We start from the raw sequence: 16,896 nt of genomic DNA, 5'->3' as shown, positions 1-16,896 counted from the left end.
CATGTTCAGCGAAGTACGTTAACCGGCCCGCGAGTTGCGGCTATCGGACATCCGGCGCCAACCCCTCCGGTTCCGCGCCGACGCAGTTGACGCATATGCCTCTCAGACATGCGCCCCCTCCCCAACTGGTCCGACCGCTCTGCTCGTACGTCTCCTCCGCATCGTGGACACCTCCGTGCGCCCCCTGTGCTCCGGGGCCGTGGGTTAGGTCACGCTTACCTGTCGTTCCGTCCGGGAAGTAAGGACCGTAGGCTCGTGTGATGGCGCGCCCCTGACCCACTCCCTCTGCCGACCCTCCGAGGACGGATTCCGCCATGCCTCGTCCGACCGCCACCCAGCTCGTCTACGGTTCGGCCACCGTCTTCCTCTCCACCCTCGCGATGCTGCTGCTCTCGCAGACGGAGACCGGGATCGGGGTCGCGGTCATCGCCATCGCCGGGCTCGGGCTCGGACTGCTGGTGGCCATGACGGTCCCGATGCCGGCCGCCTCGCGGGTGGTTCGCCGCGGCTCCGCACCGGAGGCCCGGCCGCAGCCCGCACCGCCCGCCGCACCCGCGCCGCTGCGCGCCGTGCCGGCCCCCGTCGAGGCCCGGGTCGGCGAGCACTCCCGCTGAGCGGCGGACGACGCAGCACCGGCACCGCACCGCTCAGGCCGCCGAGACCACCACGGTCTTGGCGGCCTTGTCGTGCAGACACTGCTGATACGGCTTGTCCCAGGTGCACCACAGGACGTTGACCAGCCAGAAGACGAAGCCGCAGCAGGGCACGATCTCCGGCAGCGTATAGACCGCGGCCCGGATCCAGCCCGCCTGCCCGGCCGGCACCGCGCCGTTCGCGAGCATCGCGACCCGGATCTTCATCGCCATCTTGCCGACGGTCTGGCCGCGGCTGGTGAGCATCAGCCCCTCGTAGACCAGATACACCAGCATCGTCACACCCGAGACGGTGGCCTGTTTGCTGGTCTCGATGCTGCTGGTGCTGGTGTAGTTCGCCCAGCCGACGATCAGGTTCATGATCACCCCGACCGGTACGCCGATGATGATCGCGTCGATGATCCGCGCGACGAGCCGGCGGCCGCGGTTCGCCAGTGGCGGCATTCCGGCCAGCGGATCCGCCGCGCCGTATTCGCCGCCGTAGGGGTTGTCGGCGTACGGGCTCTGGGAATACGGGATTCCGCCGGGCGGCGGCCCGGAGGCGCGCGGCTCCTCGGAGCCGGGCGGCGGTCCGGAGCCCTGCGGCGGTCCGGCAGGCGGCTCCGGCTCCGGAGGTTTCTTCCGGAACGGATCGTTCTCCGGCGGTTCACCGGGGCCGGAGCCGGGGCCGGGAGGCTGATCGCTGCTCATGGCCCGAGTCGACCGTCTCGGGCGGCCCGCCGCATCCGGCGACGTCCGTTCGGGGGGATACCGGCCCCCGGACGGGCCACGGGGGCGGGTCCGTTCGCCGGACCCGCCCCCGCGTGCACAGAGATGATGCCTCGTCAGTCCGAGGCGGCCGCCTCGTCCGCGGCCACGAACGTGCGCGCCAGCTTGTCGTGCCAGCACTGCCGCCAGGGCTGGTCGAACACGCACCACACGGCATTGACGATCCCGACGGCCAGGATGCCCAGCACGCTGTAGCACAGCCAGCGCTTGACGGCCGCGCCGAGCGTGGGGGTGTCATGGCCCTCGATGTCCAGCACCCGTACCCCGCACACCTTCTTGCCCAGGGTGCGGCCCCACTTGAGGGTCGGCAGGATCTCGTAGAGCCCGCCGCCGATCAGCAGCACGGCCAGCACCGCGGCGAAGAGCGGGGTGGTGGTGCCGTCGAGCAGATAGACCGTCACCTCACGGCCGGACTGCTTGGCGGCCTCCACCTTGGCGTCGATGTGGTCGGTGACGGTGCCCCACAGCGGGACGGCGACCGCGGCGGTGAGCGCGCCCACCACGGCGGTGTCGATGAGCCGGGCCGCGAGGCGTCGGCCGAGCCCGGCCGGACGGCCCTCCGCCGCCTGCGCGGCGGCGAAGAAGACATCGGCGGCCGGCGGCTTCCAGGGGATGACGCCGTCGGCACCGGGGGCGGCACCGCCCTGCGGCGGGAAGCCGGCCTGCGGGGCGGACGGCTGCGGGGGCTGAGCCGGGAACCCCTGCTGGGCGGGCGGCTGCTGAGCCGGTGACTGCTGGACCGGCGGCTGCTGGGCCGGGACGCTCTGCTGACGGCCGCCGACGGACGGCAGGTCCTGCGGGGCGGCCTGTGCGGGTGCGGCGGGCTGGGCGGCAGAAGGAGCGACGCCACCGCCCTGCGGCAGCCGGAACGCCATCGTCGCATTGCTCTTGGCGGGCTCGGCGGGCTGGGCGGACTGTCCCGGACCGCTCTGGCCCGGCCGCACCGCGCGGATGGCGGTGGTGCCCTGGTCACCGGAACCGCCCTGGCCCGGCTTGACCGCGCGGATCGCGGTGGTGCCCTGGTCGGCGGCGGGACCGCGGCCCGGCTTGACGGCCCGGATGGCGACCGTCCCGTCGGCGGGGGCCTCGGAGGGCGGTGCACCGGACCCGTCGGCCTGCTCCTCGCGCTGGCCCGGCACCGCGCCCCAGGAGGCCTGCCCCTGGCCGGACTCGGGCGAGCCCCAGGAGACCGGGGAGCCGCCGCCGAAGCCGCCCTGCCGGGAGGCGTCGGCCTGCCAGGCGGAGGCCGGTTCCTGGCCGGTGCCGTGCAGGGAGGCGCCGCTGTCGTCGTCGAGGAAGACCGGGCCGGTCTCCTCGACGGTCCGCGGGGCCGGAGCCGGGACCGGGGCCACGCCGGGCGGCGGCGCGGGCATCGCCTCGCCCTCGGCCGGGGCCGGCCGGCTGGTGCCCGGCACCCATGCGGAACCGTTCCAGTACCGGATGTAGCCGGGGATGGACGGGTCCGGGTAGAAGCCTGGCGTAGGGCTGTCGCCGGCGGATCCTGAGGTAGGGGCGCTCATGTCCGAAGTCCCGTATCTGTACTCGGCCTGGTGGGTGTGGGGTGCAGTCTGCCGCAACGCGGCGTCCACATCTATCAGACGCCGGGGCGCATCTGCGCGGATGCCCGCCCACGACCACCTGGAAGAGGCCCGCGAAAAAAGTTGTGCGAAGCCGTGTAAGAGTCCGGCCGACAGCTGCTCTCTCTGTGCACGGGCCCGGTTCCGGCCGCCCGCCCGTACCCACGGAAAGAGCTGAGAGGCGTGAGCGCAATGCACACCATGGTGGAACGAGAACTCGAACTGGGCCTGGTCCTGTCGCCGGAGCGCAGCATTCCGGTACCGGCCCGGCTGACGTACCGGACCGATGACCCCTACGCCGTCCACATCACCTTTCACATCGGTTCGGACTCCCCCGTCCACTGGACGTTCGCCCGGGAACTGCTCGTCGAGGGCGTGTTCCGGCCGTGCGGCGAGGGGGACGTGCGGGTGTGGCCGGCCCGGCCGGCCGGCCGCAGCCTGGTGTGCATGGCGCTGACCTCCCCGGACGGCGATGCGCTGCTGGAGGCGCCGGCCGCGGCGGTCTCGGCGTGGCTGGAGCGGACGCTGCGGCTGGTGCCGCCCGGCTCGGAGCAGGGGCACCTGAGCCTCGACAAAGGGCTGAGCGACCTGCTGGCCATGGCGCCGGGGGACGAGGGGCGCAGCGGTCCGTGGGCACCGGAGGAGTTCCCCGAGGCGGGGGCGTAAGGGGTGCCGGGCTCAGGACGGGCCCTGGCTCCGGTACGCCTCGAGCAGCCGCAGCCACACCTCGCTGATCGTCGGGTACGCCGGTACCGCGTGCCACAGCCGCTCGACGGGGACCTCGCCCGCGACCGCGACGGTGGCGGAGTGGAGGAGTTCGCCGACGCCGGGGCCGACGAAGGTGGCGCCGAGCAGGATCTCGCGGTCCAGGTCGACGATCATGCGGGCGCGGCCGCGGTAGCCGTCGGCGTACAGGAAGGCGCCGGCGACCGCGCCGAGGTCCTGGTCGACGACGCGGATGCGGTGGCCGGCGCGTTCGGCCGCGGCGGCGGTCAGGCCGACCGAGGCGGCCTCGGGGTCGCTGAAGACGACCTGGGGGACGGCGGCGGTGTCGGCGGTGGCGGCGTGTGCGCCCCAGGGGCCGCTGTCCAGGATCGGGACCTGCCGGGCGCGGGCGGCGATGGCCGCGCCCGCGATACGGGCCTGGTATTTGCCCTGGTGGGTCAGGAGGGCGCGGTGGTTGACGTCGCCGACGCCGTAGAGCCAGCCGCCGGGCACGTCCGTCACCAGGCAGCTGTCGTCGACGCGGAGCCAGGAGCCGGGTTCCAGGCCGACGGTCTCCAGGCCCAGGTCGTCGGTGCGCGGGGCGCGGCCGGTGGCGATCAGCAGTTCGTCGGCGACGATCTCGTCGCCGGAGCCCCCGGAACCCCCGGAGCCGCCGGAAACCTCGGAGTCCAGGACGACGGTCACCGGCCCGCCCGGCGCCTCCCGGCGGACCTCGCTGACCTCGACCCCGGTACGCAGGAACACCCCGGCCTCGGCGAGCGACTCGGCGACGAGCCGCCCGGCGAACGGCTCCATACGGGGCAGCAGTCCGTCACCGCGGACGAGGAGGGTCACCGAGGCGCCCAGGGCGCGCCAGGCGGTGGCCATCTCCACGCCCACGACACCGCCGCCGACGACCACGAGGCGGCCCGGCACGGCCTTGGCGCTGGTGGCGTTGCGGCTGGTCCAGGGCTTGGCGGCGGCGAGACCCGGGACGGGCGGGAGGACGGGCCGGCTGCCGGTGCACACCGCGACGGCGTGCCGCGCGGCGAGCGTCCGGCCGCCGACGGACACCCGCCGCGGTCCGGCCAGCCTGGCGTGGCCCCGTACGAGGTCGATGCCGGCCGCATCCAGCCAGCGCACCTGGCCGTCGTCCTTCCAGTGGCCGACGACGTCGTCGCGGCGGGCGAGGACGGCGGATGCGTCGAGCGGGCCGGCCGCCGCGTCCGCGAGGCCGGGGACCCGGCGCGCCTCGGAGCGGGCGGTGACCGGGCGCAGCAGGGCCTTGCTGGGCATACAGGCCCAGTAGGAGCATTCGCCGCCGACCAGTTCGCTCTCCACGATCGCCACGCTCAGTCCGTCGGCGTGGGCGCGGTCGGCGACGTTCTCGCCGGTGGGCCCGGCGCCCAGCACCAGGACGTCATAGGTCGCGTCGGGGGCTTCACTCGCGCGGGTCGCTTCGGTGGCTGCCATCGGCTCGTCGCTCTCCCTGCGTGGGCGGGCGGGCCCGCCGGGCCCTTTGGGCCATCCTCGGCCCGGGGCGCCGTCAGCGCATCCGGCGTTCGACCGCTTCCTTGGCCTCGGCGAGCCCGGAGCCGGTCGTTTCCCGGTGCAGCTTGATCGCCTGGATCATCTTGCCCTCGCGTGCCAGGGCGTCGATCTCCTTGAAGGCGGGGTCTTCCGGCTCCGCGGCGCCCAAGTGCTCCAGCAGCAGGTCCACCTTGTGCTCCAGCCGCTGAAGCCGGCGGTCGATGGTCTTGGAGCGGCGGTCGACGGACGAAACGGTCATGGCGACGCCGAGCACGGCGAGCACGACTGCGGGGATGAGGGTCTCCATGCCGGCGACTCTGTCATGTCCCCTACCGGCCGGGGGCACCGGCCCGGACCACCGCCCCGCAGATCAGAACAGCTTGCCCGGGTTGAGGATGCCCAGGGGGTCGAAGACGTCCTTGATGCCGCGCTGCAACTCCAGTCCGACCGGGCCCAGTTCGCGGGCCAGCCACTCCTTCTTGAGGACGCCGACGCCGTGTTCGCCGGTGATGGTGCCGCCGAGCGCGAGGCCGAGCGCCATGATCTCGTCGAACGACTCGCGGGCGCGGCGTTCCTCGTCCGCGTCGGCCGGGTCGAAGCAGACCAGCGGGTGGGTGTTGCCGTCCCCGGCGTGTGCGCAGACGCCGATGGTCAGGCCGTATTTCCCGGCGATGGCGGTGGTGCCCTCGAGCATGGCGGCAAGCCGGGAGCGGGGCACGCACACATCGTCGATCAGCATGGCGGGCTTGATCCGCTCCAGGGCGGTGAAGGCGAGCCTGCGGGCCTGGAGCAGCAGATCGGACTCGGCGGCACCCTCGGCGGGGACGACCTGGGTGGCGCCGGCCTCCTCGCACAGGGCGCCGACGGCGGCGAGGTCGGCGGAGGGGTCGGGGGTGTCGAAGGCGGCGAGCAGGAGGACTTCGGTGGTCTCGGGCAGGCCCATCTGCGCCATGTCGTTGACGGCGCGGATGCTCGTACGGTCCATCAGCTCGAGGAGCGAGGGGGCGTGGCCGCGGGCCATGATCTCGCAGACGGCCCGGCCCGCGGCGGCCACGGAGGCGAACTCCGCGACGAGGGCGAGCTGTTGGGGCGGGCTGGGGCGCAGGGCCAGGGTGGCGCGTACGACGATGCCGAGGCTGCCCTCGGAGCCGACGAAGAGGCGGGTGAGGTCATAGCCCGCGACGCCCTTGGCGGTGCGGCGGCCGGTGGTCAGGAGGCGGCCGTCGGCGAGGACGACGTCCAGGCCCAGGACGTACTCGGCGGTGACGCCGTATTTGACGCAGCACAGGCCGCCCGCCGCGGTGCCGATGTTGCCGCCGATGGTGCACATCTCCCAGCTGGAGGGGTCGGGAGGGTAGTACAGGCCGTGTTCGTTGACGGCGCGGGAGAGGACCGCGTTGATGACGCCGGGTTCGACGACGGCGAGCCGGTCGACGGGGTTGATCTCCAGGATGCGGTCCATCTTGACCAGGGAGAGCACTATGCAGCCGTCGGTGGCGTTGGCGGCCCCCGACACCCCGGTCCGTGCCCCTTGCGGGACGACGGGGACCCGCAGCTGTGCCGCCGTCCGCATGACGTGCTGGACCTCTTCGACGGTGCGCGGCAGGACGACCACGGCGGGGGTGCCCGCCGCGCAGAAGTTCGCCATGTCGTTGGCGTAGGAGCCGGTGACGTCGGGGTCGGTGAGCACGGCGTCCGCGGGGAGGCCGGTGCGCAGTCGGGCGATGAGGTCCTTGGGGTCCATGGGGCCCAGCCTGGCATCCGTGGGCCGTACACGGAAGATCGTGTACGGCCCACGGGCCGGGCCGGGCTCAGAGGTTGCCGCGGCGCTCCTGCTCGCGCTCGATGGCCTCGAAGAGGGCCTTGAAGTTGCCCTTGCCGAAGCCCATCGAGCCGTGCCGCTCGATCATCTCGAAGAAGACGGTCGGGCGGTCCTGGACCGGCTTGGTGAAGATCTGCAGCAGATAGCCGTCCTCGTCGCGGTCGGCGAGGATCTTCAGCTCGCGCAGCGTGTCGATCGGCACGCGCGTCTCGCCGACCCACTCGCCGAGGGTGTCGTAGTACGAGTCCGGGGTGTCCAGGAACTGGACTCCGGCCGCGCGCATGGCGCGTACGGTCGCGACGATGTCGTTGGTGGCGAGCGCGATGTGCTGGACGCCCGGGCCGCCGTAGAACTCCAGGTATTCGTCGATCTGGGACTTCTTCTTGGCGATGGCGGGCTCGTTGAGCGGGAACTTCACCTTGCGGGTGCCGTCGGCTACGACCTTCGACATCAGGGCGGAGTATTCGGTGGCGATGTCGTCGCCGACGAACTCCTTCATGTTGGTGAAGCCCATGACGTTGTTGTAGAAGGCAACCCACTCGTCCATCTTGCCGAGTTCGACGTTGCCGACGCAGTGGTCGATGGCCTGGAAGCGGCGCGGGCCCGGTTCGACGACGGGCTCGGCGGCGACGTAGCCGGGCAGGTAGGGGCCGTCGTAGCCGGTGCGCTCGACGAGGGTGTGGCGGGTCTGGCCGTAGGTGGCGATGACGGCGCGGACGACGGTGCCGTGCTCGTCCTTCTCCTCGTACGGCTCCGTCAGGCCCTTGGCGCCGCGCTCGACCGCGTGGGCGTAGGCGGCGCGGGCGTCGGGGACCTCGATGGCCAGGTCGATGACGCCGTCGCCGTGGGCGGCGACATGGTCGGCGAGGAAGCGGCCCCAGTCGGTGGTGGGCTTGATGACGGAGGTGAAGACAAAGCGGGCGCCGCCGGATTCGAGGACGTAACTGGCGGTCTCGCGGCTGCCGTTCTCCGGTCCGCTGTAGGCGACGCGGGTCATACCGAAGGCGGTGGAGTAGTAGTGGGCGGCCTGTTTGGCATTGCCCACGGCAAAGACGACCGCGTCCATCCCCTTGACCGGGAAGGGGTCGGCCTGCCGGGCCGTGCCGGGGGTGGTGGGCTGGGTGTGCATCGTGGTGTCTGCCATGGCGGCAGAGTCCCTCCCATCCACAAGGTGCGCAATAGTTTCCGTATGTGGTGGGCATTCTGTATAGGGGATAGCCCGTTGCTCCGGGCTATCTGTACATGATGACCAAGGATTTCGGAGGCATGGACGATGTCGATCGATCATTTGGACGGGGCGCTGCTGGAGCTGCTCGCGCTGGAGCCACGGATCGGGGTGCTGGAGGCGTCGCGGCGGCTGGGGGTCGCGCGCGGGACGGTGCAGGCGCGGCTGGACCGCCTTCAGTCGAATGGAGTGATCAGGGGGTTCGGGCCGGATGTGGACCCGGCCGCACTGGGCTATCCGGTGACCGCATTCGCCACGCTGGAGATCAAGCAGGGGCAAGGGAGCGATATCCGTGCCCACTTGGCGACCGTTCCCGAAGTGCTGGAGCTGCATACAACGACGGGACATGGGGACATGCTCTGCAGGCTGGTCGCGCGTTCCAACGCGGATCTGCAGCGTGTGATCGACCTGGTGGTGGGTTTTGATGGCATTGTGCGGGCTTCGACGGCAATCGTCATGGAAAACCCGGTTCCGCTGCGCATCATCCCCCTGGTGAAGCAGGCATCGGGGGACTGACCGAGGAGAACGCCGAGTGAGCTTCTGGGAGTACGTCGGCACCCGGCACGCCCAGCTGCTGACGGATACGTATCAGCACGCCAGCGTGGTCTTCCAGTGCATGGTGCTGGCCACCGTGCTGGGCGTCCTCATCGGCGTGGTCACCTACGGCAGCGAATGGGCGGGCGGTCTCGCCACCACCTCGACCGCCACCGTTCTCACCATCCCGTCACTGGCGCTGATCGGTCTGCTGATCCCCGTCGTCGGCCTCGGCGTCCCCCCGACGGTCATCGCGCTGACGCTGTACGGGCTGCTGCCGGTGGTCCGGAACGCCATCGTCGGGCTGCGCGGGGTGGACCCGGCGCTGGTGGACGCGGCCAAGGGCATCGGGATGTCGCGCACCGCCCGGCTCGTCCGCGTCGAACTGCCGCTGGCCTGGCCGCCGATCCTGACCGGCATCCGGGTCGCGACCCAGATGCTGATGGGCATCGCCGCGATCGCCGCCTTCGCCTCGGGCCCCGGCCTCGGCAACGAGATCTTCCGCGGGATCGCCTCGCTGGGCAGCGCCAACTCGCTCAACCAGGTGCTCGCCGGCACCGTCGGGATCGTCATCCTCGCTCTTCTCTTCGACGCCGCATACGTCCTGATCGGACGTCTGACCATTTCCAGGGGGATCCGTGCCTGAGCCGTCCGGGACCAGCGCCAGCACCGGCAGGAGCGCGATGACGGCCACCTCCGGGGCCCGTATCCACCTGGAGAACCTGACGAAGATCTATCCGGGGAGCACCGGCCCCGCGGTGGACAACGTCAATCTGGAGGTCAGGGCCGGCGAGACGGTGATCTTCGTCGGCCCGTCCGGATGCGGGAAGTCCACCACCCTGAAGATGATCAACCGGCTGATCGAGCCGACCTCGGGGCGGATCCGGATCGGCGACGAGGACGTCACCGACATGGACCCGGTCAGACTGCGCCGCAAGATCGGCTACGCCATCCAGGCGTCCGGCCTCTTCCCCCATATGACGGTCGCCCAGAACATCGCGCTGGTCCCGAAGATGATCGGCTGGTCCAGGGCACGGGTCGGCAGCCGGGTGGAGGAGATGCTCGACCTGGTCGGGCTGGACCCGGGCGAATTCCACGGCCGCTACCCACGCCAGCTCTCCGGCGGCCAGCAGCAGCGCGTCGGCGTCGCCCGCGCGCTCGCCGCCGACCCGCCCGTGCTGCTGATGGACGAGCCGTTCGGCGCGGTCGACCCGATCACCCGCGACCACCTCCAGGACGAGCTGATCCGGCTCCAGCACGAGCTCCACAAGACCATCTGCTTCGTCACCCACGACTTCGACGAGGCCATCAAGCTCGGCGACCGCATCGCCGTCCTGCGCGAGCGCTCGCACATCGCCCAGTTCGACACCCCCGAGGCGATCCTGACCAACCCCACGGACGACTTCGTCTCCGGTTTCGTGGGCGCGGGCGCGGCGCTCAAACGGCTCAACCTCACCCGCGTACGGGATGTGGGCGTCGTCGACTTCCCGACCGCCGGCGTCGACGACCCCCTCCAGGACATCTTCGACACCCTGCGCTCCGGCGCCACCAACGAGCTGCTGCTGCTGGACCGCAACCGGCGCCCGTACAAATGGCTGCGGCGGGGCGACCTGTCGCGGGCCAAGGGATCGCTGGCGCGGGCCGGGACGCTCGTCACCGACACGGTCACCCGCGATGCCACGCTGCGCGATGCGCTGGAGGCGGTGCTCACCGACAACGCCGGGCGGGTCGCGGTCACCGGGCGGCGCGGCGAGTACACCGGCGTGGTCGACGTGGAGACGCTGATGAACAACGTCCACGAACTGCTGGAGGCGGACCGCCTGGAGGCCCTGGCGCATCAGCACGACCTCCAGGAGCAGCGGGAACGCGAGACCCGGCTGGCGCAGGAGGGCCTGGACACCGGCGAGGGCGGCCCGGGGGGCCGGGCATGACCTCGGGGCCGGGCGGCAGCGGGGGCGCGTCGGGCGGCCGCAAGGTGGACGGGCTCGCCCACCTGGACGACGCGGACATGGCGGAACGGGAGACCGCCGCCGGGGAGGCGCCGGTCCGCGCCCCCGCTCCCGGTGCCCGCCGGATCAGCTGGCAGAAGTGGACGTTCATGCCGGTCTTCCTGGTGGCCGCGCTGCTCGCCACCTGGCTGTGGTTCCGCGGCGCCCGCCTGGACTCCATCGCGCACCAGGCCGTGGACAACGGCAAGGTGTGGCTGGCGCTGCGCCAGCACATCCAGCTCACCGCGGTCTCCACCTTCTTCGTGCTGATCATCGCGATCCCGCTGGGCATCGCGCTGACCCGCGCCAGGCTGCGCAGGGCCACCCCCGTCGCGATGGCCGTCGCCAACCTCGGCCAGGCCATCCCCGCCCTGGGCCTGCTGGTGCTGCTGGTCATCTGGCTCGGCATCGGCGCGCGCTCCGCCATCGTCGGCATGGTCATCTACGCCGTGCTGCCGGTACTGGCCAACACCATCGCCGGGCTGCGCGGCATCGACCCGACGCTGACCGAGGCGGCCCGCGGTATCGGCATGTCCCCGACGGGCGTGCTGCGCAAGGTGGAGCTCCCCCTGGCCGTGCCCCTGATCCTGGCGGGGGTGCGCACCGCGCTCGTGCTGAACGTCGGCACCGCGACGCTGGCCACCTTCGGCGGGGGCGGCGGGCTGGGCGATCTGATCTCGGCGGGCATCATCACCCAGCGGATGCCCGTACTGATCCTCGGCTCGGTGCTGACGGTGGCGCTGGCACTGCTCGTGGAGTGGCTGGCCTCGCTGGCCGAACTGCTGCTGCGGCCGCGCGGCCTGGAGGGGACGAGCTGATGGCGCTGTGCCGAACGATCCGACGCCCCCGCCCCCGTACGGCCGGCCGGCACCGTACCGCCGCCGTCGCGCTGGCCGGGCTGCTGCTCACCGGGGCCGCGCTGAGCGGCTGCGGGCTGGTCAGCGGCAGCCCGATGACCGACGGCGTCAGGCCCGGCACGGTCGGCCGGGGCCTGCCGCTCAAGGGCGCCACGCTCACCGTGACGTCCAAGGAGTTCACCGAGAACCTCGTCCTCGGCCAGATCATGGGCCTGGTCTTCAAGGCCGCGGGCGCCACCGTCATCGACAAGACCAACATCCAGGGCACCATCGGCGCCCGCGAGGCCGTACGCACCGGCACCGCGGACGGGATGTACGAGTACACCGGCACCGGCTGGATCACCCACCTCGGCCATGTGAAGCCGATCCCGGACATCCACCAGCAGTGGGCGGCGGTGCGCGACGCGGACCGCAAGAACGGCATCGTGTGGCTGCCGCAGTCCAGCCTCAACAACACCTACGCGCTGGCGCTGAACGCCGCCAACCTCAAGAAGTACCCGGTCAAGAACCTCTCGGACGTCGCGGCGCTGCTGAAGCGGAACCCCGGCGCGGTCACACTGTGCGTGGAGAACGAATTCGCCACCCGCAACGACGGCCTGCCCGGCATGGCGCGGACCTACGGCATGACCATCCCCTCCGGCAACATCCGCAAGATGACCGGCGGCGTCGTGTACACCGAGACCCGGCAGGGCACCTCCTGCACCTTCGGCGAGGTCTTCACCACCGACGGCCGGATCGGGGTGATGGGCCTGAAGGTCCTCGCCGACGACAAGCACTTCTTCCCGAACTACAACGCGGCACCCGAGATGAACGCCGCAACGATGAAGAAGTACCCGGGGATCGCCCCCCTGCTCGCGCCGGTCACCAGGGCCCTGAACAACACCGTCGCCCAGGAGCTCAACCGCAAGGTGGACGTGGACGGCGAGGACCCGCACGAGGTCGCCAAGAACTGGCTGGTCAAGGAGGGGTTCATCAAGGAGGGCGGCGGATAGTGCCAAAAGAGTCCGGGTGCCCCGCAAGATCACGTATGGTTCATGCTGCCCAAAACGAACATCTGCGGCGTCGCCGCAGAGACCGCAGCATTGACCATGCAGGGGGAAGGAACTCCATGAAGGCATCCCGAATAGTCCGACGCCGCCTCGCCGGTGCCGCCACCGTCGCCGCGCTGGCCGTTGCCGGCACCCTGGCCGCCGCACCCACGGCCTCGGCCAAGGCCAACCTGCTGGCCATCGACAAGGTCTCGCTGGCCAAGTCGGGCCCGGAGCTGAACATCAAGTACTCGTGCGACACCGGCGTGAACCTCCAGGTGACCGGCTACGCCACCAAGGTCACCGGCGGGAAGAAGAGCGCCGCGGGAGCCCTCGACGCGGCCAAGCTCACCTGCGACTTCGGCACCCGCGCCGTGCAGATGAAGCTCACGCCGGCCGGCAAGGGCTTCGTCAAGGGCGACAAGGTGAAGGTCACCGTCTTCTACTGGGACGAGAACGGCTCGTTCTCCACCCAGTCCGAGGAAGTCATCGCCACCCTCTGAGCACGGCGGTGTCCGCCCGGGCCCTCGACTCCGCTAACTCGGGCAACTCGGCACGCTGCCCCCGGAGTTGAGGGCCTTGAGGGCGTCGAGCGCGCCGCCCAGAGTGGTGACCGGGACCAGCCGCACACCCCGGGGAAGCTCGGCACGGGCGTCGGAACACTCCTGCCGGGGGACCAGGAAGACGGTGGCGCCGTCGCGGTGCGCCGCCTGGGTCTTGAGGGCGACGCCGCCGACCGCGCCGACCTTGCCCTCCGCGGTGATGGTGCCGGTGCCCGCGATGGTGCGGCCGCCGGTCAGATCGCCGCCCTTGCCGTCGCCGGCCAGCTTGTCGACGATGCCGAGCGCGAACATCAGCCCGGCACTGGGCCCGCCGACGTCCGCGAGGCTCAGCTTGACCTTGATGCCCTTGGGCGACCTGTTCAGCTGGTGCAGCGCGGCGGCGGTGGCGGTGTCCTGGGAGTGCTTCATCTGCTTCGCGTTGTGCTCCGCGATCTCCTCGGTGTTCTCGCCCACCGGATAGACCGCCTCGCGCGGCATCGCCGCCTCGTCCGTACGGAACCAGGCGTTGAGGATGTCCGGAAGCCGGACGGAGGCGTCCGGTCCGGTAGCGACGATGGAGGTCATCCGCAGCTGGCCGCCCGTCTTGCGGGTACCGGCGCCGGTGATGGTGATCACCGGCTTGCCCTTGTCCTCACCGAGCACATTGGCCGTCATCCCGGGATAGGCGACCGAGTACGGCAGCGGCGCCAGGGCGGCCGTGAGGAGAAGGGCGAGGACGAGGGCGGTGCAGACCGAAAGGGCGCGAACGCGTGCAGACACCCCGCCAGCCTAGATGACCCCTCCCTCACCAGCCCCTCAAGGCGCTGCGGCATCACGACTCGGCCACGGCGCCTTCACAGGACCGGGCCGTACTGGGGACGCCCCGGCGGCCGGCCGCGAGGTCACCGCAGCGCCTCCGACACCTCCCGGGCCGCCTCGACCACCCGCGGCCCGATCCGCTCCGAGACGGTGTCGGCGAGCATCACCACACCCACACTGCCCTCGATACCGCTCACCCCGAGCAGCGGCGCCGCCGCTCCACTGGCCCCGGCCTCCAGCTCGCCGTGTGTCAGGGCGAGTCCGGCGTCCTGGGTGTAGCCCTGGCGGGCCTTGAGGATGGCCCGGCCGGCGGCACCCCGGTCCAGCGGATGACGGAAACCGGCCCGGTACGCGACGTGGTAGTCCGTCCAGGTGGGCTCGACCACCGCGACGGCCAGCGCCTCGGTGCCGTCGACCAGGGTCAGATGCGCGGTGGCGCCGATGTCCTCGGCGAGCGAGCGCAGCGCGGGCAGCGCCGCCTCTCTGACCAGCGGATGCACCTGGCGGCCCAGGCGGAGCACCCCGAGGCCGACTCTGGCCCGGCCGCCTATGTCCCGGCGCACCAGAGCGTGCTGCTCCAGGGTCGCCAGCAGACGGTAGACGACGGTGCGGTTGACGCCGAGCTTGTTGGACAGCTCGGTGACGGTCAGCCCGTGGTCGGTGTCGGCGAGAAGTTTGAGGACCCGCAGGCCCCGGTCAAGCGTCTGGGAGGTCTCCGCTGTCACGACGCCCCTCCTGTGTGAGTGGCGGCGCTCGTGCAGGACGCGAGCTGCGTGTATCCCGTTGCAGCGTCGCAAGAGGCCGCCGGCCGCATGCACCGGCTGCGCTCCGCGGCGGCGCTGCCACGGGGCGTGTGCGTGACCGGGACAGTAGCGAGCAAGTCCGGTCAGCGGAAGAGTCCGTCCAGAATCCGGGCTTCCGCGCCCGGAATATCCGGAATGATCCCAGGAATGACGACGGGCGGCGCACCGTCAGAGGTGCACCGCCCACTACGCGAGACGGGAAGCCGGTGGCTCCGGAGGGGAGCGCGGCTCACCGCATCCGCGTCGCCCACTCCCGTACCTTCTTGATCCGCTCGTTCAGCTGCCCGGCCGTGGCCTCCGCGCTCGGCGGTCCCCCGCACACCCGCCGCAGCTCGGTGTGGATCACCCCGTGCGGCTTGCCGCTCTGGTGCACATACGCGCCGACCAGCGTGTTCAGCTGCTTTCTGAGCTCCAGCATCTCCTTGTGGCTGACCACCGGGCGCCGCTCGGCGGGCAGCTCCAGCAGATCGGCCTCGGCGTCCGGCTTCTTCCTGCTGTGGGCTATCTGCCGGGCCTGCCGCTTCTGCAGCAGCATCTGCACCTGGTCGGGCTCCAGCAGCCCGGGGATGCCGAGGTAGTCCTGCTCCTCCTCGCTGCCCGCGTGCGCCTGCATGCCGAATTCGGCGCCGTCGTAGAGGACCCGGTCGAAGACCGCCTCCGACTCCAGCGCCTCGAACGAGAACTGCTCCTGCTCGCCGGTGTCCTCGTCCTGCTCCTTGTTCGCCTCGTCCATCTCCTTCTCGGACTCGGCGTAGGGGTCTTCCTCCCCGTCCTTCTTCGGCTTGTCGAGCACGTGGTCGCGCTCGACCTCCATCTCGTTGGCGAAGCCGAGCAGCATCGGGACGGTGGGCAGGAAGACGGAGGCGGTCTCGCCACGGCGCCGCGACCGTACGAAGCGGCCCACCGCCTGCGCGAAGAACAGCGGCGTGGAGATGGTGGTGGCATACACCCCGACCGCCAGCCGCGGTACGTCGACGCCCTCCGACACCATCCGCACCGCGACCATCCACCGGTCGTCGGACTGCGAGAAGTCGTCGATGCGCTGGGAGGCCCCGGAGTCGTCGGACAGGACCAGGGTGGCGCCGTGCCCGGTGATCTCACGGATCAGCTTGGCGTAGGCCCGGGCCTGCTCCTGGTCCGAGGCGATGACCAGGGCGCCCGCGTCCGGAATGGACTTCCTGACCTCCGTCAGCCGCCGGTCGGCCGCGCGCAGCACATTCGGCATCCAGTCGCCGCGCGGATCGAGGGCGGTACGCCACGCCTGCGAGACCGCGTCCTTGGTCATCGGCTCCCCGAGCCGGGCCGCGATCTCGTCCCCCGCCTTGGTCCGCCAGCGCATGTTGCCGCTGTAGGAGAGGAAGATGACGGGCCGGACGACGCCGTCGCCCAGGGCGTTCCCGTAGCCGTAGGTGTAGTCGGCCGAGGAGCGGCGGATGCCGTCGTTGCCCTCCTCGTACGTCACGAACGGGATCGGGTTGGTGTCCGACCGGAACGGCGTACCGGTCAGCGCGAGCCGCCGGGTGGCCGGCTCGAACGCCTCCAGGCACGCCTCGCCCCACGACTTCGAGTCACCGGCGTGGTGGATCTCGTCGAGGATGACCAGGGTCTTCCGCTGCTCGATCCGGTTCCGGTGCAGCATCGGCCGGACGCCGACACCCGCGTAGGTGATCGCAATGCCGTGGTACTCGCGGCCCAGCGGGCCGGCGCTGTACTCCGGGTCGAGCTTGATCCCGATCCGGGCCGCCGCCTCCGCCCACTGCTTCTTCAGATGCTCGGTCGGCGCGACGACCGTCACCTGCTGCACGACGTGGTGGTGCAGCAACCAGGAGGCGAGGGTGAGCGCGAAGGTCGTCTTGCCGGCGCCGGGCGTCGCGACGGCGAGGAAGTCTCTCGGCTGGGTCTGGATGTACCGGTCCATGGCCGCCTGCTGCCAGGCACGCAGCTTGTTCGCGGTACCCCAGGGGGCCCGTCCCGGAAAGGCCGGGGACAGGTGGTGGTTGTTGGTGGCACTGGTGGTGGTAGTCACGGTCTCCGTCGGGCTGGGT

Annotated in this window: 17 protein-coding genes; 8 read left to right on the top strand and 9 right to left on the bottom strand. The window is 71.4% G+C overall.

Annotated features, from left to right (window positions below; genetic code table 11):
• Positions 1-314: 314 nt before the first annotated feature.
• The gene (locus tag ADL29_RS09455) at positions 315-614 is read left to right on the top strand and encodes a hypothetical protein (protein ID WP_046927832.1); all 300 of its coding nucleotides are present in this window, start codon (positions 315-317) and stop codon (positions 612-614) included.
• A 33-nt stretch (positions 615-647) separates the two neighbouring features.
• On the opposite strand, the gene ADL29_RS09450 is transcribed toward ADL29_RS09455, so the two are convergent.
• Positions 648-1,343 carry an RDD family protein gene (locus tag ADL29_RS09450; protein WP_053923237.1) on the bottom strand — a complete coding sequence of 232 codons (696 nt, stop codon included), beginning with the start codon at positions 1,341-1,343 and terminating at the stop codon, positions 648-650.
• A gap of 134 nt (positions 1,344-1,477) precedes the next feature.
• Positions 1,478-2,941, bottom strand: a complete 1,464-nt coding sequence (locus ADL29_RS09445) for an RDD family protein (RefSeq protein WP_053923236.1) — start codon at positions 2,939-2,941, stop codon at positions 1,478-1,480.
• Between the two features lie 249 nt (positions 2,942-3,190).
• On the opposite strand from ADL29_RS09445, the gene ADL29_RS09440 reads away from it, so the two are divergent.
• Positions 3,191-3,664, top strand: coding sequence for an SsgA family sporulation/cell division regulator (locus tag ADL29_RS09440; protein WP_053923235.1), 474 nt, complete (start codon positions 3,191-3,193; stop codon positions 3,662-3,664).
• A 12-nt stretch (positions 3,665-3,676) separates the two neighbouring features.
• Here the strand turns inward: ADL29_RS09440 and ADL29_RS09435 are convergent, their stop codons facing one another.
• The 4 genes from ADL29_RS09435 to hppD form a co-directional block, all read right to left on the bottom strand.
• Positions 3,677-5,176, bottom strand: coding sequence for a dihydrolipoyl dehydrogenase family protein (locus tag ADL29_RS09435; protein WP_053923234.1), 1,500 nt, complete (start codon positions 5,174-5,176; stop codon positions 3,677-3,679).
• 73 nt (positions 5,177-5,249) lie between these two features.
• Positions 5,250-5,540, bottom strand: a complete 291-nt coding sequence (locus ADL29_RS09430) for a hypothetical protein (protein ID WP_046927827.1) — start codon at positions 5,538-5,540, stop codon at positions 5,250-5,252.
• 63 nt (positions 5,541-5,603) lie between these two features.
• On the bottom strand, positions 5,604-6,977 hold the full coding sequence (locus tag ADL29_RS09425; protein ID WP_053923233.1) for an FAD-binding oxidoreductase: 1,374 nt from the start codon (positions 6,975-6,977) through the stop codon (positions 5,604-5,606).
• Positions 6,978-7,044: 67 nt separating this feature from the next.
• Positions 7,045-8,199: a 4-hydroxyphenylpyruvate dioxygenase gene (gene hppD, locus ADL29_RS09420; protein WP_053923232.1), complete on the bottom strand. Its 1,155-nt coding sequence runs from the start codon at positions 8,197-8,199 to the stop codon at positions 7,045-7,047.
• 129 nt (positions 8,200-8,328) lie between these two features.
• On the opposite strand from hppD, the gene ADL29_RS09415 reads away from it, so the two are divergent.
• The 6 genes from ADL29_RS09415 (at position 8,329) to ADL29_RS09390 (ending at position 13,190) form a co-directional block, all read left to right on the top strand.
• Positions 8,329-8,796, top strand: coding sequence for an Lrp/AsnC family transcriptional regulator (locus ADL29_RS09415; protein ID WP_053923231.1), 468 nt, complete (start codon positions 8,329-8,331; stop codon positions 8,794-8,796).
• A 16-nt stretch (positions 8,797-8,812) separates the two neighbouring features.
• On the top strand, positions 8,813-9,460 hold the full coding sequence (locus tag ADL29_RS09410; protein WP_053923230.1) for an ABC transporter permease: 648 nt from the start codon (positions 8,813-8,815) through the stop codon (positions 9,458-9,460).
• Between the two features lie 37 nt (positions 9,461-9,497).
• The gene (locus ADL29_RS09405) at positions 9,498-10,745 is read left to right on the top strand and encodes an ABC transporter ATP-binding protein (RefSeq protein WP_053923229.1); all 1,248 of its coding nucleotides are present in this window, start codon (positions 9,498-9,500) and stop codon (positions 10,743-10,745) included.
• A complete protein-coding gene (locus tag ADL29_RS09400; protein WP_053923228.1) occupies positions 10,742-11,620 on the top strand; it encodes an ABC transporter permease in 879 nt (292 codons plus the stop codon). Before ADL29_RS09405 ends, ADL29_RS09400 begins: the two co-directional genes overlap by 4 nt.
• Complete coding sequence (locus ADL29_RS09395; protein ID WP_053923227.1) at positions 11,620-12,651, top strand: glycine betaine ABC transporter substrate-binding protein; 1,032 nt, start codon at positions 11,620-11,622, stop codon at positions 12,649-12,651. The genes ADL29_RS09400 and ADL29_RS09395 overlap by 1 nt, the downstream gene beginning before the upstream one ends.
• 116 nt (positions 12,652-12,767) lie before the next feature.
• Positions 12,768-13,190, top strand: coding sequence for a hypothetical protein (locus tag ADL29_RS09390; RefSeq protein ID WP_053923226.1), 423 nt, complete (start codon positions 12,768-12,770; stop codon positions 13,188-13,190).
• 33 nt (positions 13,191-13,223) lie between these two features.
• Here the strand turns inward: ADL29_RS09390 and ADL29_RS09385 are convergent, their stop codons facing one another.
• From ADL29_RS09385 to ADL29_RS09375, 3 genes are all read right to left on the bottom strand, one after another.
• On the bottom strand, positions 13,224-14,009 hold the full coding sequence (locus ADL29_RS09385) for a S16 family serine protease (RefSeq protein WP_053923225.1): 786 nt from the start codon (positions 14,007-14,009) through the stop codon (positions 13,224-13,226).
• A 122-nt stretch (positions 14,010-14,131) separates the two neighbouring features.
• A complete protein-coding gene (locus tag ADL29_RS09380; protein WP_046927817.1) occupies positions 14,132-14,773 on the bottom strand; it encodes an IclR family transcriptional regulator in 642 nt (213 codons plus the stop codon).
• Between the two features lie 307 nt (positions 14,774-15,080).
• The gene (locus ADL29_RS09375; RefSeq protein ID WP_053923224.1) at positions 15,081-16,877 is read right to left on the bottom strand and encodes a DEAD/DEAH box helicase; all 1,797 of its coding nucleotides are present in this window, start codon (positions 16,875-16,877) and stop codon (positions 15,081-15,083) included.
• Between the last annotated feature and the right edge of the window lie 19 nt (positions 16,878-16,896).

It is taken from the genome of Streptomyces chattanoogensis (assembly GCF_001294335.1).
Taxonomy (GTDB): domain Bacteria; phylum Actinomycetota; class Actinomycetes; order Streptomycetales; family Streptomycetaceae; genus Streptomyces; species Streptomyces chattanoogensis.
The sequence above is the reverse complement of the archived record's forward strand: the minus strand, read 5'-3'. Positions and strand labels throughout refer to the sequence as shown.